This window comes from Bacillus cereus group sp. N11 (assembly GCF_016483605.1).
Classification (GTDB): Bacteria; Bacillota; Bacilli; order Bacillales; family Bacillaceae_G; genus Bacillus_A; species Bacillus_A toyonensis.
Genome location: NZ_JAEHBN010000003.1, coordinates 66,343 through 90,039 on the forward strand (window position 1 = coordinate 66,343; position 23,697 = coordinate 90,039).

Consider the following 23,697-nt stretch of genomic DNA (forward strand, 5'->3'; position numbering starts at 1 on the left):
TCTTGAGAAACAAGGTGTAATAGCCCTAATAAGCATTATAAAATCAAGTATTACTTTTTACAATATTTTTATACCCGACATATGTCGTGTAGAAATATACTACATAAACTACAAGAAATACTAAGCCCGTCATCAATGCTGGTAAAATAATATCTGTTTGTTGAAATGTATTAATATAATAATTGACTACATAAATTCCAACTATAGAATGAATTATGGCAAGAAAAACTGGAAGACTAAAGTATACGAAAGTTTGAATAAAAATCGTTTTGTCGATCATTGTTCCGTTTGAACCAATTCTCTTCAAAGATTTATATCGATCTATGCTATCACTGGCTTCTGATAATTGTTGAAGAGCTAATACAGCCATACTCGTTATTAAAAATACAATACCTATATATATCCCAATAAACAGCACGATAGTTTTCATTCCCTTACTTTCTGCATAAACTTCATCCTTTGATTTGCCTGCTATACGATTAATATTTAATTTCGGGCCATTTTCGTCATAAAAGCCCCGTGCAACGTTATCATATTTTTTATTATACGCTTCTCTATTTCCATCTAAATAATTTACATTAAGTACGGATTCAGTAATTTTGTAGCCTGATAAAAACTCATCATTTATAACGATTGTGAAGTAATTAGTCCGCACATCATAAGTATAAAGATTCTCTTGTATAACTTTAGTATTTTTTACTGAATATTCTTTCTCTTTAATATTCACCTTATTGCTATTTTTTAATCTTTCATTTGTCGAATTAATCAACAAGCTTTCATTTGATAAAAGTAAAATTTCATTGTTATTTAAAGTGATTTCCTTTTCACCTTTAAGATTTAAAATTTTATTATAATCAGATACTTTAATGAAATCTATACTGTTTTTATAATCTTTAAGTTCTGGTACAAAGTCCACCACTTCCATCCCTGTTCGATATACATTATAAGATACATATTTTTCGTTATTACTTATTTTAAAATTAGCTTTATTTAATACGTCTTCTATAGTGTAACTTTCATCCTTATTCTCCAACGTAATACTGGCATCAAATGGTGTTATTTCTTTCGTTGTTACGTCCATCATTCTGTTAAAGCTGATTCCTGTAGATAAAGCCACCATTGTAAGGAATAACATTAAACAGATTACAGACATGGATATAAAATTTGTATTAACCTTACTATTTATTTGTTTGATGATAAATATATTTAACCCTTTAAAATAGACTTTTTTATTCTTCTTTACAACATATAATATAAATCCAGATAAACTAAAGAAAAACAGCAATGTACCTAATATACCAAGAATGATTGACACCATGAGCATAGGATTATTATAATTCAATCCGATTTTTAGTACAGTCACATATGCATATCCAAGTGATGCTACACACATAATAAATGTGATTACATAGATAAGAGGATTTCTAAATTTTACATCTTCGTTTTTTCTACCTGCTGTTAACAAATCAATTATTTTGTATTTAGAAACAACATATACATTAAATAACATAACAAGCAAAAACATGATTCCAAAGTATAATACGCTTTTACCTATAGCACCTGTTGAAATTACAAATTTATATTTATTGATGGGCAAGTCAAATAATTTTAATGCGAATGTAGATAATCCCTGTGATACTCCAATACCTATTATAAGCCCACTCACTAAAGATATAATACCAACTAGAAATGTCTCTGTTACTAATATTCTGGATATGTCTCTTCTTCCCATACCTAAAGTCATGTATATTCCTAATTCTTTTTTACGTTTTTTGATTAAGAAATTATTTGCATACAATATTAAACCACCTAATATTACAGATACAAATACTGACACATTTGAGATAGCGTTCATTATTGTAGGCACATACTTTCTATCTGAAGCGTTAATTTCCATAAGTGTCTTTTGTGATTCTATTGAGTTAAAGCTATAAAATATACAAACAGCCAGTGTTAGTGTTAAGAAATATATTGCATAATCTTTAAAACTTTTCTTTACATTCCCAATAGCAATCTTAGAGTACATTATTATCGTCACCTCCAAGAAGGGTTATAACTTCGATAATTTTAGTAAAGAATTCTTTTCTAGAATCATTCCCTCTTACCAACTCGATAAATATTTTTCCATCTTTAATGAAAAGAATTCTACGAGCATAGCTTGCTGTAAATGCATCATGAGTAACCATAAGAATTGTAGCTTTTAAATCCTTATTAAGACTTTCAAATCTTTCGAGTAATAATCTAGCTGATTTAGAATCTAACGATCCTGTTGGTTCATCTGCAAGTACTAAAGATGGATCTGTTACGATAGCTCTTGCCGAAGCAACCCTTTGTTTTTGTCCGCCTGATATTTGATAAGGGTATTTGCTTAATACTTGTTCAATGTCTAAATATTTTGCAACCACTTGTATTTTTCCATCAATTTTTGAACTTTCCTCACCTTTTATAGTTAACGCTAGGGCAATATTTTCATAAGCAGTTAGGGTATCTAATAAATTAAAGTCCTGAAATACAAACCCTAATTCATTTTGTCTAAACTTATCTAATGAATTTGATTTTAAGCGAGTAATGTCACTATTATTTATCATTATTTTCCCCGTAGTAACATTATCAATCGTTGATATACAGTTAAGCAATGTTGTTTTGCCACTTCCTGAAGGCCCCATTATCCCAACAAATTCTCCCTCATCTACCTTAAAACTAATATTATCTATAGCCTTTGTTACATTATCTTTATTACCATAATATTTTTCAATTTTTTCTACACTTAATATATTTCGCATTAATACTTCTCCTTTTTCATTATAAAAATTCTTTAACTCCCCTTCATTTTATATAATTTCATTAATAGTATCGGTGGAATTACATTTCATTAACATTACATTTTTGTTATATTGAGTGATACCTCTACATGTAACTTATCAGAAGAAGATTTTAAAAACAGTAAAGGATTTGACCTTTAAGGCCAAATCCTTTTTATTATTTCGCAGCAAGTTTTTCTTTCACGGGAAGCTCGTCCTACTGCACATCTTTCTAATTAGATTTATTATTAATAATTACAGTACATGAAATTATCAATAATAATAAATCCCTCCAATAGGAGTACATTACATTATATAACACTTACATTTTCTCATTCTGTGAGATTAATCTAATGATAAAATAACGTACAAATCTCTAATTTAAAGAACTGGAGAACACAAAGTTCTGATGCTGTAGTCGTATAAGATTCCATTGTTTAAACAAATCCTTTTCACGCCACAGCGATTTTGTACCCCTTGGTTTAAATCTAAATCAATTAAGTATTTGCACCAGAACTGGAAAATCTCTGACTACTCGAAACATCAACTATCAGATACTAATATTCAATAACGCATACTGAAAATGATTAAACATTTTTATAAACCAGCGGAACTTTAAAGAAATCAATTTTTCTCTTATCGAAATTTAATTAGCTTACAGTAATACAGTGGTCATATATTTTTAAGAATAACGGAAGAATATATAGAAATTGCTACAGAAATGTGAAGTTTAATTAATTTAGGAGGAACAAACTTGTTTAATCAGCTTGTAAAAGTTATACCGAATTTATTTACGATTGGAAATTTATTGTGCGGCGTTTTCTCAATCACCTTGAATATGAGTGAATATTTAGGAGCAGCCTCCATTTTCATTTTCTTTTCAGCTATTTTAGATTTTCTTGATGGAAGAATTGCGAGAAAATTAAAAGTGAACAGTGAGTTTGGTGTAGAATTGGATTCCTTAGCTGATATTGTTAGTTTCGGCGTCGCTCCTGCTCTTTTATTTCATACGATAGCAACACCTTCTATTTTAACTTCTTTGGCATTTATCCTATTCCCAACAATGGGTGCTTTAAGATTAGCTAAATTTAGTGTTAAACCAACTATTGGATATTTTAAGGGATTACCTATTCCAGCTGCAGGATTATCATTGGCTGGTATGGCATTGTTTTCATATGGTAATGCATGGATTACTTTAATCCTCGCCCTCTTAATGGTAAGTCCCATTAGGTTTAAAAAATTTTAATTGAGGTCACGCCCAACGCCATTAAGGAGCATTTCAAATGGAGTTAAAGCGTTAATAAGTATAAAAAAACGGGACAATAATATTAAATTAGGTGCCATTCGTAAAAATTAAAACCATCTTTTTAAGGCTATTGCGTTAATCCATCGATATGTTGTTGTGAAACGTCAATACACTTTTAACAGGAGCTCCCTTTATCAAGAGAGCTCCTGTTCTTATTTCTTCTTCTTTTCTGTCGGTTGGCTTTGTTTAGCAAAATTAGATGAATCATCAAAGTTCGGTTGCTTTTTACCAGCATTATTACTTCTACCTTTTCCCATATGTAATGCACCTCCCCTCAACCCTTACTATTCCCAATAAAAAAATTCTCTTGCATCCAAGAGAATTTTTGATTGGGTTATTATTGAAAATGCCTAAGTACTTCCAACACTACCATTCCTTGAACTACCCCTACTTTCACTTCGTTTAGAAGTGAGGGATTCCTAAGTAAAGAGTTCTATCGAACTCTAATTGATTAGGCTAACCCCGCAGTCCTTGCGGTTAGAAGCCTTATCGCTTCATTCTTTAGATTGATACTTGCGTTAATATCCCTATCATGGTGTGTACGACAAGAAGGACAGTCCCATTCACGTAGGTTTAGATTTTTAACGTCTTTATTTTGATATCCACAACAAGAACATAATTGGCTGGAAGCAAATGTTTTCGATACGACAATGACTTGTTTGCCATACCATTTTGCTTTATATTCCAACATGGTTCGAAACTGTGACCAAGATACTTCACTAATTGCTTTTGCTAACTTATGATTCTTTAACATATTCGATACTTGCAAATCCTCTATACCGATAACATCGTGGCTTTTAATGATTTCAGTTGAGATTTTGTCTAAGTAATCTTTTCTAGCATTTGATATGTATTCATGAATTCTAGCTACTTTTACTCGTTGTTTATTCCAGCGAGAAGATCCTTTCATTCTTCTAGAAAGAACACGCTGTGCTTTCGCCAACTTATCTTCTAATAATCGGAAAAACTTCGGATTTTCATAGAGTGTTCCATCTGACAAAATGGCGAAATCTTTTAGTCCTACATCTATCCCAATGTAAGAATGTGTTTTCGGAAGTTCTTGTACTTCTGTTTCAACTAATAGTGACACAAAATATCTACCAGAAGGGTTTCGTCTAACAGTCGCATTTACAATACGTCCCTCTACTTTACGACTTTTGGCAAATCGAACAAGGCCTAGTTTGGGCAACTTTATTTTGTTCCCTACAACGGCAATATTTTCATTTGTTTGTTTTGTGGTATAAGATTGTACGTTATTCTTCTTGGATTTGAAACGCGGGGCACTAGTTTGTTTTTTGAAAAATCGTGTATATGCATCCGCAAGGTTGCGAACAGACGACTGAATCGCAATACTATCCACTTCTTTGAGCCAAACAAACTCTTTCTTCATGGCAGGAAGTTTGGCAGAGCATGTACCATATGTTAAACCTTTTCCAGTTTCTTTATATGCGTGATCCCATAGGGATAGGAAATGATTGAATACAAAGCGAGAACAACCTATCGTTTTATTAATTAGAATTGCTTGTGCTTGATTTGGATAGATACGAAACTTAAAGGCTTTATTAATTATCATTTGATTCACCTCCATTTCGGTATATGACTATTATATACCAAACATACATTCGATGGATAGTGAAGTAACACTTTATGTATGTCGAACAATTAAGATGGCTTCCTGCCATCCCTTGTTCGAAGCCAATTCAGCTCCCACCTACTCACTGGGCTGTGACCCTTCACGCTCCTTGAGGAAGGAGTCTTCTTGGCTAAAATGATAAAAGATGGATCAAATGTTAAATTCATTAATGCTAAAACAAATATTACATCTTCATATTTACTGGATAATCAATTAATAATCCTAATGTATTTCCTGAAGCTGCAACAATTATGATTTCCTTGTCTAACACGTCATCTATAACTTCTTTTAATTATTCTTACCTATCATATAATATTTTCCTACACATTGAGGTTGCATGTTGTATAAGGAAGCCCTTCTTTTTTCCATGCAAGAAATCCTCCCTTTAAATTCACTACTTCCTTTATACCAGCTCTTTGTAAAATACTAGCTGCTATAGCAGAACGTAATCCAGTTCGACATTGCAAAACTATTGGACAATCTTTCGGTATATAATCTATCTGTTCAAATAGATTACCTAAAGTGATATGTATTGCATCATGAAGATGTCCTTCCTCCCACTCTTTTTTACTACGCACGTCGATTACCTTAACGCTTCCATCTTTTATATGCGGATATAATTCAATTGGTGTTTTTTCTTTGTAACTTTCAAATCTATCAAGTCTTTGTATAACTTGTAAGGGTGCAAAAGCAATAATATTATCTAGCCCAATAGATTCAAAGTCTCTAATAACCTCTTCCACTCTAACCTTTTCCTCATCTAGAATGATTAAAGTTTCTGTTTTATAATCTAGTAACCATCCACACCAGGTTGTGAAGGAATTGTTATACGGTATGTTAATTGATTTCTCCATGTGACCAGAAGCAAAACTCTCTACATCCCTTATATCAACTATTTGCTGAACGCCCCTCATAACTTCTTGAAGTTCTTCTACTGTTTTAATAGCAAAAACTTCTCTTTTCTTACGAATTGGAGGACCATACTTATTTAAATTCTTCATTAAAGAAAAATACCTTGGGGGCTCTGGCTGCCCCGTCAATAAAGTCGATACAAAATCACTTTCTTCATTACACTGAAATGCCCAATTGAACATCTTTTCATAACCTAATGTAGAAGTTGGAATTGCTCCTAATGCTTTTCCACATGCGCTTCCTGCACCATGTGATGGCCATATTTGCAAATAATCAGGAAGTATTTTTATTTTTTGTATAGAATTAAATAATTGTTTCGCTCCTATTTTTGAAGTATCTTTCATACCTACAGCGGTTTCTAATAAGTCCGGCCTTCCTATATCTCCGACAAAAATAAAATCACCTGTGAATATTCCTATCGGCTTATCATTCGTATAATTATTTTGACTTGTATCAGTTACTAAAAAAGAAATACTTTCAGGAGTATGCCCTGGTGTGTGAATTACATTAAATTTTATATGACCTACTTTAAACTCTGTCCCCTCTCTAACTAAATTATATCGACCTTCGTTAAGATATTGATATTTCCAAGCACAATCACCTTCATCAGATACATATAAATTGGCATGATAAAGAGTAGAAAGTTCTCTAGACCCAGAAAGAAAATCTGCATGAATGTGAGTTTCAGCCGCAGCAATTACTTCCATCCCCTCTTTCTTAGCAAATTCTATATATTGTTCTATATAGCGACCAGGATCAATTACAATTGCTACGCCTTCCTTCTGACAACCGACTAAATAGGAAGCATGTGCTAATTTTTCATCAAAAAAATATTTTAAAAGCATAGCTATTCCCTCCAAATAGTTATTTCAAATTGATTTTCAATTTTTGTAACCACTTTTTATCTTCTCCTATAGAATCCCTTTCAACATTAAATTCCAATACATATATGGCAACATATATCTTTTAAGTAAAAACATACTATACCGTTCTTTCGCTTGATTAAATGGAAACGTTTCTTGGGGCTCATGTTCATAGTTAAATTCAGCGAGTATAAGACTTTTATATCCTGTAACAATCGGACATGATGTATATCCATCATATTTAGCCTGTAAATCTCTTCCACTAAGTACGTCCATAATATTTTGTTTTAAGACAGGTATTTGTTTTCGAATTGCTGCTCCAGTTTTAGAGGTAGGTAAATTGGTACAATCTCCAAGTCCAAAAATATTTTTATATTGCACATGCTGCAAAGTATAAGGGCTTATATCTACCCACCCCTGATGATCACTTATCTCACTCTCTTTAATAAAATTTGGTGGCCCCATTGGTGGAACAACATGTATCATACTATATGGTACTGTTTCTCTTTTTAGTGTTTGCGTATCTTCAAAAATTGCCTCTTTCTTTTCGCCGATAATTTCTACTAAATTTTTATTATAATTCGTTATAATTTGCTTTCTTTCTAGTACTTGTTCTAAAGTATTTGCATAACGTGGAACCTGAAATATGTTAGCGTTCGCAGTATAAAACATTACTTCACTGTTGTTTCTTACACCGCTATTAGAAAAATACTCTTCTGCTAAATACATAATCTTTTGTGGAGCACCACCGCATTTAATAGGAGTATTGGGGTGGGTAAAAACCGCATTTCCTCCTTTAAATTTTTCAATTTCTCTCCAAGTTGAATCAACATATTTATAAGAGTAATTGCTACAAACCCCATTATTCCCAATAGACTCTTTTAAGCCTTTAATACCTTCCCAATTAATTTGTATACCGGCTGCTACAATAAGAATTTCATACTCAAGCAGCAGTCCATCATTTAAAAGTATCTTATTTTCAGTCGGAAATAACTTAACAACACTTTTAGGAATCCACGTTGCTCCTTTTGGAATAAGCGATTCTTGATCACGCATCGTACTTTCCTTTGAAACAATGCCTCCCCCCACTAAACTCCATAGTGGCTGAAAGTAATGTTTTTTTGACGAATCAATAATCGCTATACTTTCTTTCAATAGGGGGACATTTCGTAATAAATGTGCAGTAGAAGATAGTCCTGCAGTTCCAGCACCAATCACAATAATTTTATAACTATCTCTGGTCTTCATTATCCTCCTCCTATCTGAAATTAATTTTTAAATTAACTCATTGTTAGCCTTATTTCATTGTAGTAACAATATTATAAGTTATAAACACTATTATTTTTTCTGATTTAAATGAATATTTTGTTAATATTACCCATTGAGATACTATATGCGTAAATCTCTTATCTTACTTCTTTAATTTGTTTCAAACACTACAATCTTTACATTTTTCAATGTTATCCGTATACTATGTCACTTTATTAACATTAAATTTCTAAAGATAATGAAATGCAAGTGCCTATGGTATGGTTTGTCCATCCTCCTTTTCAGGGGAAGTACAAAAACAAACTTATTCCAATAGCTCTAATTTTTCGAAAGGAAAAGCCCACTACGTTGCGATAGCACCCAATTTAGGGGTGGGATAAGCGTGAGGTCAAATGCGATGTACAGATAAAATATTAGAAATAGTATAATTTTCATAATAGACAAGTAAAAGTCTCTAAAACAAACTTGTTCTCTGAAAACAGAATACATATGAGGTTGGAGTAACAAATTCTTCTACTCCGTAAAATGTATTGAGTCGTCAAGCACAAGACGCTAAAACACATTTGAGAACTCACAATCTGACTCGTTTGGCAATAAAACGAGTGCCGTGTCTGCTATATGCACTGGATACGGAGTCGTGATGGCATACTGCAATCTTGCACGTCAACGATACTAGAAATAGACTTCGCCTTTGGTAGCAAGAATCCCACTGTAGTTAGTCAGCTTGTGGCTTTGGCGGTGGGAGTGTCAAATATATGTGCTTTATTCTTTCATTTTGTTTACACACTTAAACGAAACGAGCATATGATATTATATACTAATCCAAAAACCATATTGTCTACTTTCTAAGAGCACTGATCTGTGTTCTTTTTTTTGTTTTCAAATTACTCTAGATTTCCATCGATACTACTAAAAACTTAAGCCTTGTATCTCACCCTACTCAAATACCATTCAGAATAGCTCCATGTACTTGTTATCTCCTACCTCATAATTCCGATCCATATCAATTGAATCTTGCAATAGCTGATCACTAGATCATACAATATCTCTGTCATATATCTCCTTACCATTTTTTATCTTTTAAACTTTTGTATCTTAGTATTTTATAATTATCATATTGATCATGAAGGGATAAAACCGGAAAGTGACTTCTATTAGTCCAAGCACTTCATATTTCAACCACATACACTATAAAATGTTTGGAGTTTAATACATTATTATAACTTAAAGTTAGGAGGGTTTAATATGGCAGCATGTAAAGGTTTAGCTTGTGTTATATTCTCTATATGGCCAGTGGGAACAATTGCTACAGTTACTACTAGATCAGGCCAAATTATTGGTCCTGCTACTTTTTCTCAATTTATTCCGAATACTTGTGCGGTGATTTTAGTTGAAGAAGATGTGATTACCCCCTCTTCTACCAATACTATATTCATAAGTTGTGAGGATATAGAAAGTGTGACTTTAACCACTCCTTAAAATGATTCATATGGTTCTAGCTTAATCCATATTTAAGCCAATCTAATGAATGTCTTTTTTCATGAAAGATCTAATCTGTATGCCCTAAAGTGCTCCCTTCTAATGTATCTATTATTTCAATACATTGCTTTAATTTAAATTTTTTCTCTTCTAAAGGTTACTTGTCTACACATCGTTCTACAAACTTTCATATGATATAGTATATTGTTTAAAGGAGGGATAAATTTGTTCTTATGCAATTTATTTGGTTGTTCAGGTGGAGTATGTAGTATTTTTAAAGATTTACAACCAGGCGAAGTCGTTACTGTGACTGGTAAATCTGGAAATATTATTGGACCTGCTATTTTTACAAATTTTAATCCTAATACTTGTATCGTCACATTAGAAGAGGAAAATTCAATTACTCCTCCTACCACAAGTATTACTAAGATTAGTTGTAAAGAAATAGAAAGTGTTACATTTTTCTCATAATATATTTTAAACCTAAAGCAGGGATTGAAATATGAAACTCTTATACATTACTTCTGGTTACTCAAAAATCTATCAATATTTAGATCAAAGCATACAGGGAACACTTATCGATCAAAATTTCGAATGGTTAGCAGTAGAGCCGAGTGAATTAATACAGCAATTGGATTTCATTACAACAACGTTTCATCCCGATATTGTTTTCACCTTATTAGGTAATCATCTACCACAAAAAGCAATCCAATATTTTAAAAAAAGGAAAATTAAATTAGCTGTCTGGTTAACTGAGGATCCATTTTATATAGATACCTCTCTTCTTCTATTAAATAACTTCGATTTTATATTTACTATTGACAGTGAAGCACTTAAATATTACACAGCTTTAGGATATACCAATGTATATCACTTACCTTTAGCAACTAATATAGATGTATTTAAACCTAATCTAAAAATCCCAAAATATAAAAGTGAAATATTGTTTATTGGATATCCTTATCCACTCCGGGTAAAATTGATACATTTTCTTTTGGAAAAAACCCCTTATCACTATACTATTATTGGTCAACACTGGAGAAATAAGTTATTAAAAAAATGGAAGAATCACCGAAGAATTAAGATTATAGAAGAATGGGTTCCACCTCAAGAAGTTGCACTCTATTATAATAACGCTAGTCTTATTTTAAATCCTCATCGTAGTCATCTATTTCCACAAAATAAAAATAATAATAAAGTAAAAAATAATACCATTAATAACCGTACCTTTGATATTGCCGCTTGCCAAGGCTTTCAAATTATTGAAGAAAAATCTGACCTTTCATCTTTCTTCAATAAAGATGAAATTATATCTTATAACAGCTTTGAAGACTGTTTAAATAAAATATCTCTTCATCTATATGATACGATTTCAAAAAGATTAATGGTCGAAAAAATTCACACAAAAGTGATTACACAGCACACTTTTCATGAGAGAATCCACTTTATAACAACTATTTTACAATCACAGCTTCAGTAATCTACTAAATTAATAATATCTTTTCTTCTATAATCATTCTGAATAAATTAAAATGCTTTTTCAATTTTATGAAGGGGCATTTTAATTTATCTTTCCCCCAATAATAAAGATAGGCGAAAGCCAGAACTCATTTAACCGTCCCTGTAGTTCTTCTCTTTTCTGTATTAAGCAGCTAGCTTTTACTAGCTGCTCTTTTTTATCCACATATCATAAGACTTCGAATACATAATGTTTGAAAGTGCTCTGTTTTATCAAAATGCGATTCGCTACGATTGCCTTTTTTATTTCTCAACATCCAAAATATGGAATAAACATTCCAGTAATGATAATATAAAGGTACCTTCAATTGTTAACTGTCATGCCCTTTTTAAAGGCCCTGTCTAAAAACAGGGCCTTTAAAATTTATTCTCTACTAAAGTATTTTTGTTATAAGTCTCTCTATAAACGATTTAATTTCCTCAGTATCAAATTAAATCCCACGAAATAGGTGTTCCTTTTTTGATATCCTTACTTGCTTTCTTTCCAATAATTTTGGATAAGTGTTTTGGCAATAAACCATTCCCTGGTCTAATAGCTTTAATATTTTCATTTGTAAAGACTTCCCCCGCCTTTATGTTTTCTACTACATATAATGACCTTCTAAATTTTAAAGAATCTTTTTCTATATCAGTAGGGCCATAATATATATTCCCCAAAGATTCCCATGCTTTTTCAGTTTCGCTTACTAATAATTTAAATTCAGCTGGTTCCATTGAAAATTTAGCGTCAACTCCTCCATCCAATCTCGAGAGCGTTAAATGTTTCTCAATTACTGTGGCACCCAAGGCGACACTCGCTACAGATACACCTACTCCCAGTGTATGATCAGATAAACCTACTTCACATTTAAATAACTCCTTCATATGAGGTATGGTAGCTATGTTTGTAGATTTTGGAGATGCAGGATACGTACTTGTACATTTTAATAGAATTAATTCTTTACACCCCTCTTCTCTCGCAGCTCTTACTGTTTCATCTAGTTCAGCAATCGAAGCCATACCTGTCGAAATGATTATTGGTTTTCCTGTTGCGGCTACTTTACGTATGAGGGGGATATCAGTATTTTCAAAAGATGCAATTTTATAACATGAAACATTTAATGACTCTAGAAATTCTACAGCTGTTTCATCAAACGGCGTACTAAATGGTATCATTCCTAACTCTATACAGCGATCAAAAATTGGTTTATGCCACTCCCATGGTGTATAAGCTTCTTTATATAAATTATAAAGTGATTTACCTTTCCATAAGCTTTTTGTATCGTGAATTAAAAAATCACCATTATTTATATTTAATGTCATTGTATCTGGTGTATATGTTTGAATTTTAAAACCTTGTGCTCCAGCCTCCGCAGCTGCCTCTACAATTTGCAACGCCCTATCTAATGATTGATTATGATTCCCTGACATTTCTGCAATAATAAATGGTGGCAAGCTATTACCAATCTCTCTACCTCCGATATATACATTACTCAATTTTTTCACCTTCAAGTTCTTTTTTTATAGCTTCTTTCTTTTCCGTCCATTGTTCATGAGACAGGGTCATTATAATGACATCAATATAATCATTATTCCTATAAATATAGTTTTCATATCTTCCATCTTCTTGGAACCCAAGTTTCTGATGAAAGTTTAAACTAATACGGTTTGATTCTATTATTTCTGCGCACACTTTGTGTATGTCTTTCGTTTCAAAAATATAGTCTAATGCTAATAAACCTAATACAGTTCCAGCACGTTTTGCGCTTTGTTTTTCACCTATATAAAATCCCCAATAACACGTCTGATTCATTTCATCTATTTTTGTAAAATTAACAAATCCAATTGGTTTTTCTTTATATGTTAATAATCTTGCAACCTTTGTATCATCTATTATTAGTTTTTCATACCATTTTACATGCTCGTCTATTGTAATTTGATGGTCGTCATACATAACTGAACGTATTTCTTTTGTATTCCGCCACTTTAAAATAAGTTCTAAATCTTTCTTTTCTAAACTTTCCAATTGAAAATCCCCAATACCTAACATACTATCCTCCTAAAATAATTTTTTCTATTTCCTTTAAATTACTGGCACACTGTATAGAAAGAGCTTTATTAGACATTTCTTTCACTATTTTAGAATCTGATAAAAATTTGTTTAGACATTTCGTAATTGTTTTATCCGATACACTTTCAGCTGTACCAATATTCCATGTAGCTCCAGCCTTCGCTACAGCCTTGGTTACTTCAATTTGATTATCGGCAGTTGTAATTGTTATAGAAGGTAATCCAAGAAAGCAGCGTTCCCATGTGGTTGTACCCCCAGCTCCTATCCCTAAATCGGCTCGTACGAGAAACTCTTCCATGTTCTCTATTTGACAATAAAATGAAGCGTTAGAAACACTCTTGCAATAAGTTTGAATCTCCTCTTTATGCGGATTTTGGCTTCCTACGACAACGTCTATTTTTAAGTTATCTTTATTTATATTTTGTAAGGCTCTTAACGTTTTTAATGTCTCATTTGTTACATCATGTCCTCCAAAAAAAATAAAAATCCTTTCAATTTCTCCTGTTCTTTTTCGTGAAAACTTATTAGCGGCATGAAATTCTGGCCGTAATATAGCATATTTAGGTCCCAGTTTTACTAATGAATGCTCTGGTATTAAATCTTTATAGCGACCATTAAGGTTATCGTATAAATTTTGGTCTAGTAACAAATCACAGTCGTGCATTCGATTGGCAAGATCATCGATTACCATGATTTTTCTTACATTTTTTCTTAAAGCAGACTCCCACTTATTATCTAATCCATAATGATCAACAATTAACCAATCAAAGTTGGGAAGTTGTGACAAGATATCATTGGTCTGTTTTGCATCAACAAACCAATGATATTTTAGCCAATTTAAATAACTCCCGTTTTTTGCACTTAAGAAATTCGTATTTTCACCATCTCCATCTAATACAAACACATGAAATCCTTTATTTAAAATATATTGATACAAATCACCTTGCAGCTTACGACAAATGAAATATACTTGAGCACCTTTATTTCGCAACTCTTGAGCCAGTGTTAAACAACGCATAATATGACCGGTACCTATTTCAATAGATGCGTCGGCGCGAAAGACAATTTTTTTCTCAAGCAAGATACTCCCTCCTCACTAAAAGCACTATAATTTATTAACTTATAATTTCGTTTCTCTATTCAGCTCATCTACTAATGATTGTTGATTTGCCCATTTCAATTTCACATGATTATTCATTTCAATAAGTTCAGGATTTCGAAGGATGTAATCTTTTATTTGATGAAAAAATAAAGGTTTAGATTTTACATTCAGACCTTTATAAAGTTCATTGAACATATCTAAATCCGGTTGTTCATCTAAAGTTAACCTCCAAGTAGGGTAACAAAAGGGTGGAGGAAGTTTCACTATATTGATACGAAATAAATGTGGATTATTAATAAAATAAAACGGAAGGTATTCTGCATAGGTTAAAGGTTTTGGGGTTTGTAGTAGTCGTTCAATTGCCTCTAATGTAAAAATATCGCCTGCTGTTCCGACAGGTAACGTACTTAACTCTGCCTGTGTATAATCTGCACCACTTTTCAAATGTTCATCTAGTAAAAAAGTATTAATTTCTGGTGACACAGCTGGGCAATCTCCTGTAATCCGTATGACAATGTTTGCATTTTCTTGTTTTGCAGCTTGGAACATGCGATCAGCGGTATTTTCTGGATCACCTCTAAAAATCTTAACCTTTCCATCTAAATTAAATTTTTCCAAAGGGTCATCTTGTGCAATCTCTGAAGTAGCAAGTATGACCTGATGTTTTCCTGGAATAGCTAATGTATTTATAAGACATCGTTCAATGGAAGACACTCCGTGTATTGGCAATATTGCTTTTAAAGGTAACCTAGTAGATTTTAAGCGGCAAAGTACAATTATTACTACCTTAGGAGGTTCAATAACCTCTTTTGTTAATGGGGTACCTGCAGACAAATTATATACAGCTACCTGAGGTAATAATTCCTCTGCTTCAAGCTCGTTCAGCGCATTTTCTACAACATTTAATTCCATTGTTACTTTATTAGCTGTAATAATCTCTCCCTTTTTAATATCAACTTTTGTAACTGCTCTTAACAATTTCTGATTTTGCAATTTTATTAACACCCCTTTCATTTAATTTTTAGCAACACTATAAAACGAAAGAACTTTTCTCACAGCTTGTATTACATCCCACACATCAGCTTCTGTCATTTTAGGAAATAGAGGCAGCGTAATAATTTCCTCATATACGTTTTCTGCTTGCGGACAAACACCTTTTTCAAAACCTAATTTTTGATAAAACGGTTGTAAATGTACGGGTATATAGTGCACATTCACACCGATATTTTCTCTTTGTAACGCTTCGTAAACTTCTTTTCGATTACATTTTAATAATTTAGTATTTAAACGAATGATATAAAGGTGCCAGCTCGAACTGGTTTGAGGCAATTGCTTTGGTATGATGATTTCAGATAAAGAACTAAATTCTTTATTATAGATGTCTACATATTTCTTTCGAATCTTAATAAAAGAGTCTAACTTACTTAACTGTGATATACCAAGAGCAGCTTGTATATCCGTAATTCTATAGTTGTAACCTAAGAATTGCATTTCATAATACCAAGGCCCATGATTTTCAAGAAGTTTATGGGGATTCCTTTCAATTCCATGTGTACGGAATTGAACAAGTTTTTCATAAAAAAGAGGATTATTTGTGGTAATTACTCCGCCCTCTCCGGTAGTAATATGTTTTACTGGATGAAAGCTAAACATTGTCATGTCACCAATTGAACCAATCTTTTTATTTTTATATGTGGCTCCTAATGCGTGGGCTGCATCTTCAATGATAATCAAATTATTTTCTTTTGCTATTTTTTGTATTGCTTCTAACTCTACAGGCTGACCAGTAAAGTGTACGGGAATAATGGCTTTTGTTTTGTTCGTAATCATTTCCTCTATAGATTTAGGACTAATGTTATATGTTTCATTGTCAATATCGGCAAATACCGGCTGTCCTCCCTGATATAAAATACAATTTGCACTTGCTACAAATGTCATTGGAGTTGTAATTACCTCATCTCCCTCAGTTATACCAGCTGCATAGCAGGCCGCATGCAATGCAGCTGTACCATTTGAAAAGGAAACAGCGTATTTTGCTCCCACATATTTCGCTATAGCCTCCTCAAACTGTTGAACCATAGGTCCTGTTGTTAAAAAATCCCCTTTTAATACGTCTACAACAGCCTGAATGTCATATTCATCAATTTGTTGCTGACCATATGGTAAATAAGTTTCTCTAACAGGCTTTCCTCCATGAATACCGAGAATTCCCCTTACCATTACTCTTTCTCCTTAGGGTTAATTTTTAAAGATTTAATCCACTCTTCTGTTTTAATAACTCCATCTTCTAAAGAAACTTTCGGTTCCCAGTTTAATATTGTTTTTGCTTTTTCATAGTTACATAATAATTTTTGGATTTCACTTTGCGGATGGATATGAGTTACATGTTGAATACTTACTTTATTTCCTGAAATCAATTCTGCTAATTTATTAATGGATATATCTTGTCCTGTTCCAGCGTTGATAATATGACCATTTGCTTTTTCAGAGTATCCTGCTGCCACAACAAAATCTGCACAATCTTCAACGTATAAAAGGTCTCTCGTTTGTTTTCCATCCCCATATATATTCAGTGGTACATTATCTAATTTATTATTTATAAAAATGGCAACAACCCCACCTTCCCCACCTGTTTTCTGGAATGGACCATACGTATTAAATGGGCGAATAACCACTACAGGTAGCTTATAAGCATAATAGTAAGATAAAACCATGTTTTCAGCAGCAATTTTTGATCCAGCATATGGAGAAGCTGGTTTAATTGGGTCTAATTCTGATATCCCTTGTATATTAGTAGCTTTATCATATACCATACAAGTACTCATAAAGACCATTTTGACATCATACTTAAGACATTGTTCTAACAAATTAAAAGTACCTATTGTATCATTTTCAAAAGTTGATCTAGCATCATCTATACTATCTTGAACATTAATACTCGCTGCTAAATGATAACAAAGGTCAAATGAATTATTTTTAAATAATTCATCAACTAATTTTTTATCTTTAATATCCCCTTGAATGCATTGTTTTAAATTCAAATCGTGTGCAAATTCGGTAATATTTGCAGTAGTTGAATTTGCTAAGTTGTCTAATATCCATACTTCATGCTTATCCTGCAATAATCTCTTTACAACCCACCTACCAATAAAACCTGCACCACCAGTTACTAATATTTTCATAGTTTCTCCCCTCCTGTTAATAGTTGCTGGTTTAATATTAAATTTCTAAGCTCTTCTTTTGAAATCGCATTTTGATTATCAGAACGGTAAAACCCTGCTTTCGCCCTTTTTGCATTTTCATATTGTGTACCCTTTTTTAATGGACTAGGAATGATAAACATATCTGGTAATTCAAAAGCCTGTAAAGACTCATCATGTGTCATAAGTTCTTCATACATTTTTTCACCAGGTTTTAATCCAATTTCTTCAATTTTTATATTCTCCTTAGGCAACCCATATAACTTTGTAACTTCTTCCATCATCACTTCACTTAAATCTTTTAATGAAATAACCGGCATTTTTAATATAAAAGTTTCACCACCCTTTGCTATTTTCATTGCTTCAATTGTTAACATAGTTGCTTGATTCAGTGTCATCATAAATCTACTCATACTAAGATCCGTTACAGTTATTTTTTGGTTTTCTTTAATTTGATTTTCAAATAAAGGAATGACAGAGCCTCTTGACCCCATCACATTTCCGAAACGAACACTTGCAAATATCGTTTCACTTGAACCTTTTGAATATTCCGCTGATGTAATCAATCTTTCAGCAGTTAATTTTGTTGCACCGTAATTATTTGTTGGTGAAATTGCTTTATCAGAGCTTGTAAAAACTACCTTTTTTACTTTCTGAGCAATTGCTGCTTTTATTACATTTTGTGTTCCAAAAATATTGGTCAAAACTGCTTCAAACGGATTATATTCACAAAAAGAAACATGCTTCATTGCGGCCACATGAAACACATAATCAATATTTTCCATCGCACTAAACACTCGATCATAATTGCGAACATCTCCAATTAAATAACGAATATTTTGGCTCTTATCCCTGAATTCTTCTTGTAATAAAAATTGATTATATTCACTTCTACTAAAAATCCTTACCACTTTTGGCTTTTCCTGTAGAACATTAGAAAGAATACTTTTTCCAATTGTTCCTGTTCCACCAATAATTAAAACGTTTTTATCTTTAAAAAACATGAACATATATACCTCCTCATATTGAAATTACTTTTAGCTAAGAAAAACCTCTCTTCAAATTGTGTGTAGTCCCATAGGCAAGCCATTTGTCGAGAGATAAACTAGCTTGAAGGATATTGAAACATACGTTTCTATTGCAAATTTATGATACATATTAATCATAGAAAACTTAGGAAATGATGTTGCTTTAGTAATCCTTTACTTCAAACATTAGTAAGTGGTGATTAGTTTAATCTTTTTCACTTTGAATTAATTTTATCAATCTTTTCGTGCATGCTTCTTGCGGATAGTTTTCAGTAATAAATTTTCTTCTTAATTCTTTCGCTAGATTTGATTGTAAAGAATCATTTAGAACTTTTTTAATCGTGCTAATCATATCTTCCATAGAATGATTTACAAGCCAATCTAATGTATCGTAATATTTATAATCCTTTTCCTCTAATAAAGATTTATAAACAACTACAGGTATATCTAATAACATTGCCTCTAACCCTACTGTTGAATTCGAGATAACCACAAGATTTGCATGTAAAATAACATCATACATGTTCACTTCATTTGTTATATATTTAACATTAGGATATACGTTACTTAACCTAATATATTCTCCTACTAAGTTACGCCCTTTTTCCCAAGGGTGAGGCTTTATAATAACCGTAATATTTTTGTCTTTCACTAACTTTTCTGTCAGTTCAATATAAAATGAAGTTTTAAATGGCTGGGTTGCAATAAAAACCACTTTTGTAGAGGGGTCTATTTTTAATTTATTAAAAATAGTTTTTTTATCCACATATGCTCTATTGAAGATCTCATCATATCTGGGGTGCCCTATTATCTCAATTTGAGATTCACAGCCCCCTTTTTGAAGGTACCAATCTTGCTCATATTTTCCATATACGACCTGCTTTGTTGCAAAAACCGGAAAGTATGCTTCCTCTCCCATTATTGCACCATGCTGAAGACAATAACTTGGTATCCCCTCACTTCTAGAAAGAAAAGTAAGAGCTCTACTTGTTATATCTTCCGTAGTACCAACAATCACACCAGAAATATCTTGTTCTTTAAAAATAAAATGGGTCATATTAAGTTTCTCAATCATGATAGGGAGGTCGCTGAGTAATTTTTTTTGAAAAAACATGTTTGATAATAGTGGGTGTTTATTAAACTTTAAAAAGAGTTCTTTAGCTTTTTCTATGAAAACATGTGCGGTATTAGAGGCTTTATTTATATAATCTGGTGCACAAATTGTAGGAAGACCGTAAAGTTCTGTCTTTTTTGATCTTGTTAGTATCTTTGTTTGATTTGGATTAAAGTGGGTAAAGTTACTTACTGAAAAACGGAGATAATCTGAATTTAGGAGGATTGCTCCATTTTGATTTTTTCTTTTTATTTTTGATTGAAATACAGAAATTATTTTTTCAAACTCTAACTGTAACTGTGTTTCCTCTATGGGCTCAATTGACAGCTGCTTGTAAAAATTATGATCTTTCATTTTATTTTTTATATCTTCATCTAAATATTGATAAAAATTACTTAGTAATGGTAAAGGAATGTTATAATGCTTTAACTCTGAAAAAATATTTATATATTCTAGATTTAATAACCAGTAATTTTTCAAATAAATGTCACTCAATATTTCACCCTCTTTTTCTTCTTAAGTCTTCTCTTAATTCTTTACATGTTCTTTGTGGTGGTAATAGTTGTACAAATTCATTTTTTTCTTCGGCAAATAACTGCGCATGTATTGAATGAGGAGTAATATAATTAATATCTAAAACTTCATCTAAGGGATAAAAATCCCAATAGTGATTTAACCTCCAAAAGAAGCGTGCATCTCCTATCCGATAAAACTGTGGATCTTCATCCCAGTAAGAATTCCACCTTTTTTCAAGAATTGGTAAAACAGAGGCTCTATGCATAATAGAACAATGATCAATGGTACATGGAGCATTATTCGTAATTTTTTTTGCAGGTCTTTCAACCGTTTTAGTGGGCATATCTGATTCATCTATATGAATCGTTTTTGATGCAGAGTAAATAATTTGAACATCTTCATTCTTATCAAGATAACTAGACATCTTTTTAAGGCGTTCTTCTTCATATTGATTATCATCTGTAATATAAGTTATATATTCCCCTTTCGCATGCTTAAGTGCCTCATTAATTAAAGCGGCATATCTTACTTTTTTTGTCCTTTCAGAAATATGAGCTACATTACTTTTATAAAAATGTACATTTTCCTTATTTATGAATGGTTGAATCACCTTCTGGGTCATTTCATCTGAATCATCATCCATTATAAAAAGCTCGAAATCTTGAAATGTTTGGTTTAATACACTTAATATTGATTTTTCAACAAACATAGGTTTATTGTAACTTGTCATTATAACTGAAATTTTAGGCAAATATCCCTCTCCTCCTTATCAATAAATACAAAAACAGTTACGTTATTATATAAATAGAAAGGACAAACCGTTCCGATAATTTTAAAATAAGTTTATTTATCTATAAAAAATTAATAGCAGTATTTATATTCACCCATGTCCCTTTTTTTCTCCACAATAGTCCATACCATATCTATGAAAAGGTAATAAACTATTCAAGTATAAAAAAGAAAGTGTCGATAAAGCTTTAATTATTAGATTTCACTAGAAAAACACATTCAACATTCTAAATAGAGGTGAAAAATTTGCAACCCAAAATATCAATTATCCTTACTAGTTATAATAAGCCATCATTAATTAATCAAGTTATTGAAAGTGTTCTAATGCAAACTTATAAAGAATGGGAACTTTTTATTATGGATGATAACTCTTGTCCAGAAACTATAAATGTCATAAAAAATTATCTAGAGGATCCTCGAATTACTTATAAGAATAGTTTTATACAAGATGAAGAACGATATAAAACTACAAGATATGCAACACTGATCAATGAGGCAATTCCATTAACATGTGGGGATTATATTTGCTATCTAACGGATGATACTATTTACCTTCCAAACAGATTAGCTGAAATGTTATCTTTCTTAGAAAAACATCCTGAAATTGATGTAGTGTACTCTTCCCAATACGTAAAACATGTTGATTATAACTTACAACCTACAAATGAATTTGTGAGAGAAGCTTCGAAAATTTTATATACAGCTGCTAATGTTGTAGATCACTGTTCAGTTATGCATACTAAAAGAATATTAGTAAAAGTCTATGAAAAGTACCGTGGATATTGGGATACAAACCCTTTATATTGGTTTGCTGGAGATGCAATGTTTTGGAAACGCCTAAATACATTCCAACCTTTTTATCCCATTAACAAAGTGCTTGATATTACTTTTAAAACACCATTCTCTTTCCAAAACTTGTACGCTAACCTCCCTTCAAAAGATTTAAATGGTATTTTGTTCAGTAATTCACAGGGTGAAGTATTTTTAATTGATAATTTTAAACGCAGACTCATTTCAAAAGAAATGCTTTCCTATTTCAAATATAATCAAAATGAAATTGTCTTAATTCCCGATCCATTTATCTACAAATATACAGAAGGACCACCCATAAGCCTTACAACATCAATACCAAATCTACGGGTTGTGCAAAATGAAAAAGGAGTATTATTTTATATAGAAAATAATCAAAAACGTCCATTTATTAACACCATAGCATTCCGCAAATTTAAATTTTCAATTCAAGATATTATTAAAGTTTCACAACATAGTTTAGATCAATTTTTAGATGGACCACCTATTTATCCAAATTTATCTAATTACACGATCTTACCGGAAGGAAAGGTATTTATCTACCATCACAATTATTTCATCATGACAGATTATATGCTTCATCCCATAGATAAAGATATATTGCAAAAACTATATTTATTAAAGAACTGTATACCGATTTCAAAGGCCAATTTATCCTACTTTAGGATGGGCCCTCCTATTTCAACATACCCCTCTTATCTAGCCGAAAAATACTTAGAATAGTACCAAGAAGGAGTATTATCAATAAAACAATAGAAAAAGGTCCTCAACTAAGTACCATGCTTGCCTACAGTATTATTAAAGAATTAAACGGATTGATAGAAAATGAACTAAATAAAAGTCCACATTTTTCTATTATTATCTCCTAATAGAGTGATAGAATTTATTTAGGTGATCAAAGATTCTTCTGAACTTGTAAAATAAATTATTATAAAAAGAGGATGCAAATAAAAATGCTTCCTCTTTTTATATCAAATCAAACTAATACATTAAAATACTTTTCATTAATCCGGATAAGTAATGTTTTTAAGCAAAATATTATCTAATATCTTAGCTGTTACAATAAGTATATTCGTATAATTCACACCTATAACAAGTATTACATATTGCTTATGTTTCGTTACCTTTTTTTTGTATATAACAATAAAAAATTGTGAAATTTTATCGCATTAAGTAAGACACTTGATATCAAATATATTACTTTTACTATGAACTAAATGTGTTTATAGGACTTTTCCTAGATAAACAAGGTGCTAAATTAACTCTCAAGAAGTCATTACCATTACATTTATCTAAAAATTGAAAAA

19 protein-coding genes and 1 pseudogene are annotated in these 23,697 nt (G+C 31.7%); 6 read left to right on the forward strand and 14 right to left on the reverse strand.

Translation table 11 applies throughout. From position 1 onward, the window contains the following. Nucleotides 1–43: 43 nt before the first annotated feature. Together JDS98_RS06620 and JDS98_RS06625 are read right to left on the reverse strand one after the other, a co-directional pair. Nucleotides 44–2,026, reverse strand: a complete 1,983-nt coding sequence (locus tag JDS98_RS06620) for an FtsX-like permease family protein (protein WP_199633665.1) — start codon at nucleotides 2,024–2,026, stop codon at nucleotides 44–46. Next, the gene (locus JDS98_RS06625) at nucleotides 2,016–2,783 is read right to left on the reverse strand and encodes an ABC transporter ATP-binding protein (protein WP_098163923.1); all 768 of its coding nucleotides are present in this window, start codon (nucleotides 2,781–2,783) and stop codon (nucleotides 2,016–2,018) included. Before JDS98_RS06625 ends, JDS98_RS06620 begins: the two co-directional genes overlap by 11 nt. A gap of 772 nt (nucleotides 2,784–3,555) precedes the next feature. Here JDS98_RS06625 and pssA point away from each other — a divergent pair. Continuing rightward, nucleotides 3,556–4,047, forward strand: coding sequence for a CDP-diacylglycerol--serine O-phosphatidyltransferase (gene pssA / locus JDS98_RS06630; protein ID WP_199633666.1), 492 nt, complete (start codon nucleotides 3,556–3,558; stop codon nucleotides 4,045–4,047). Nucleotides 4,048–4,558: 511 nt separating this feature from the next. On the opposite strand, the gene tnpB is transcribed toward pssA, so the two are convergent. From tnpB to JDS98_RS06645, 3 genes are all read right to left on the reverse strand, one after another. Continuing rightward, nucleotides 4,559–5,680 carry an IS200/IS605 family element RNA-guided endonuclease TnpB gene (gene tnpB / locus JDS98_RS06635; protein WP_199633667.1) on the reverse strand — a complete coding sequence of 374 codons (1,122 nt, stop codon included), beginning with the start codon at nucleotides 5,678–5,680 and terminating at the stop codon, nucleotides 4,559–4,561. 380 nt (nucleotides 5,681–6,060) lie between these two features. Beyond that, nucleotides 6,061–7,497 (reverse strand): MBL fold metallo-hydrolase, encoded by a 1,437-nt coding sequence (locus JDS98_RS06640; protein ID WP_016130640.1) that lies wholly within the window; start codon nucleotides 7,495–7,497, stop codon nucleotides 6,061–6,063. Between the two features lie 66 nt (nucleotides 7,498–7,563). Next, complete coding sequence (locus tag JDS98_RS06645) at nucleotides 7,564–8,763, reverse strand: NAD(P)/FAD-dependent oxidoreductase (RefSeq protein WP_199633668.1); 1,200 nt, start codon at nucleotides 8,761–8,763, stop codon at nucleotides 7,564–7,566. Between the two features lie 1,266 nt (nucleotides 8,764–10,029). Here JDS98_RS06645 and JDS98_RS06650 point away from each other — a divergent pair. The 3 genes from JDS98_RS06650 to JDS98_RS06660 all read left to right on the forward strand — a co-directional run bounded on the left by JDS98_RS06650 (nucleotide 10,030) and on the right by JDS98_RS06660 (nucleotide 11,743). Further along, on the forward strand, nucleotides 10,030–10,263 hold the full coding sequence (locus JDS98_RS06650; RefSeq protein WP_199633669.1) for a CGEA protein: 234 nt from the start codon (nucleotides 10,030–10,032) through the stop codon (nucleotides 10,261–10,263). Between the two features lie 225 nt (nucleotides 10,264–10,488). Then, nucleotides 10,489–10,734: a CGEA protein gene (locus tag JDS98_RS06655; protein WP_097957441.1), complete on the forward strand. Its 246-nt coding sequence runs from the start codon at nucleotides 10,489–10,491 to the stop codon at nucleotides 10,732–10,734. 31 nt (nucleotides 10,735–10,765) lie between these two features. Beyond that, nucleotides 10,766–11,743: a CgeB family protein gene (locus tag JDS98_RS06660; RefSeq protein WP_097957440.1), complete on the forward strand. Its 978-nt coding sequence runs from the start codon at nucleotides 10,766–10,768 to the stop codon at nucleotides 11,741–11,743. 464 nt (nucleotides 11,744–12,207) lie between these two features. Here JDS98_RS06660 and pseI read toward each other — a convergent pair whose 3' ends face one another. The 9 genes from pseI to JDS98_RS06705 all read right to left on the reverse strand — a co-directional run bounded on the left by pseI (nucleotide 12,208) and on the right by JDS98_RS06705 (nucleotide 21,542). Further along, a complete protein-coding gene (gene pseI, locus JDS98_RS06665) occupies nucleotides 12,208–13,257 on the reverse strand; it encodes a pseudaminic acid synthase (protein ID WP_097957438.1) in 1,050 nt (349 codons plus the stop codon). Next, nucleotides 13,250–13,810 carry a UDP-4-amino-4,6-dideoxy-N-acetyl-beta-L-altrosamine N-acetyltransferase gene (gene pseH / locus JDS98_RS06670; protein ID WP_000900606.1) on the reverse strand — a complete coding sequence of 187 codons (561 nt, stop codon included), beginning with the start codon at nucleotides 13,808–13,810 and terminating at the stop codon, nucleotides 13,250–13,252. Before pseH ends, pseI begins: the two co-directional genes overlap by 8 nt. Before the next feature lies 1 nt (nucleotide 13,811). Then, a complete protein-coding gene (gene pseG, locus JDS98_RS06675) occupies nucleotides 13,812–14,912 on the reverse strand; it encodes a UDP-2,4-diacetamido-2,4,6-trideoxy-beta-L-altropyranose hydrolase (RefSeq protein WP_199633670.1) in 1,101 nt (366 codons plus the stop codon). Between the two features lie 39 nt (nucleotides 14,913–14,951). Then, entirely contained in the window at nucleotides 14,952–15,947 is a 996-nt protein-coding gene (locus JDS98_RS06680) for a cytidylyltransferase domain-containing protein (protein WP_097957435.1), read from the reverse strand. Further along, nucleotides 15,948–17,153: a UDP-4-amino-4,6-dideoxy-N-acetyl-beta-L-altrosamine transaminase gene (gene pseC, locus JDS98_RS06685; RefSeq protein WP_098911951.1), complete on the reverse strand. Its 1,206-nt coding sequence runs from the start codon at nucleotides 17,151–17,153 to the stop codon at nucleotides 15,948–15,950. Beyond that, nucleotides 17,153–18,115 (reverse strand): dTDP-glucose 4,6-dehydratase, encoded by a 963-nt coding sequence (locus tag JDS98_RS06690; protein ID WP_199632155.1) that lies wholly within the window; start codon nucleotides 18,113–18,115, stop codon nucleotides 17,153–17,155. Before JDS98_RS06690 ends, pseC begins: the two co-directional genes overlap by 1 nt. Further along, complete coding sequence (locus tag JDS98_RS06695) at nucleotides 18,112–19,137, reverse strand: SDR family NAD(P)-dependent oxidoreductase (protein WP_097957447.1); 1,026 nt, start codon at nucleotides 19,135–19,137, stop codon at nucleotides 18,112–18,114. The genes JDS98_RS06690 and JDS98_RS06695 overlap by 4 nt, the downstream gene beginning before the upstream one ends. A gap of 229 nt (nucleotides 19,138–19,366) precedes the next feature. Next, nucleotides 19,367–20,770 carry a CDP-glycerol glycerophosphotransferase family protein gene (locus tag JDS98_RS06700; protein ID WP_199633671.1) on the reverse strand — a complete coding sequence of 468 codons (1,404 nt, stop codon included), beginning with the start codon at nucleotides 20,768–20,770 and terminating at the stop codon, nucleotides 19,367–19,369. 4 nt (nucleotides 20,771–20,774) lie between these two features. Beyond that, a complete protein-coding gene (locus JDS98_RS06705; protein WP_016130653.1) occupies nucleotides 20,775–21,542 on the reverse strand; it encodes a glycosyltransferase family 2 protein in 768 nt (255 codons plus the stop codon). Between the two features lie 284 nt (nucleotides 21,543–21,826). Between JDS98_RS06705 and JDS98_RS06710 the strand changes: the two genes are divergently transcribed. Both JDS98_RS06710 and JDS98_RS30130 read left to right on the forward strand, forming a co-directional pair. Beyond that, nucleotides 21,827–23,113, forward strand: a complete 1,287-nt coding sequence (locus tag JDS98_RS06710; protein WP_016130654.1) for a glycosyltransferase family 2 protein — start codon at nucleotides 21,827–21,829, stop codon at nucleotides 23,111–23,113. After that, nucleotides 23,086–23,259 (forward strand): annotated as a pseudogene (locus tag JDS98_RS30130) (sensor histidine kinase); the annotation flags it as partial. The gene JDS98_RS06710 and the pseudogene JDS98_RS30130, both read left to right, overlap by 28 nt. Nucleotides 23,260–23,697 lie beyond the last annotated feature (438 nt).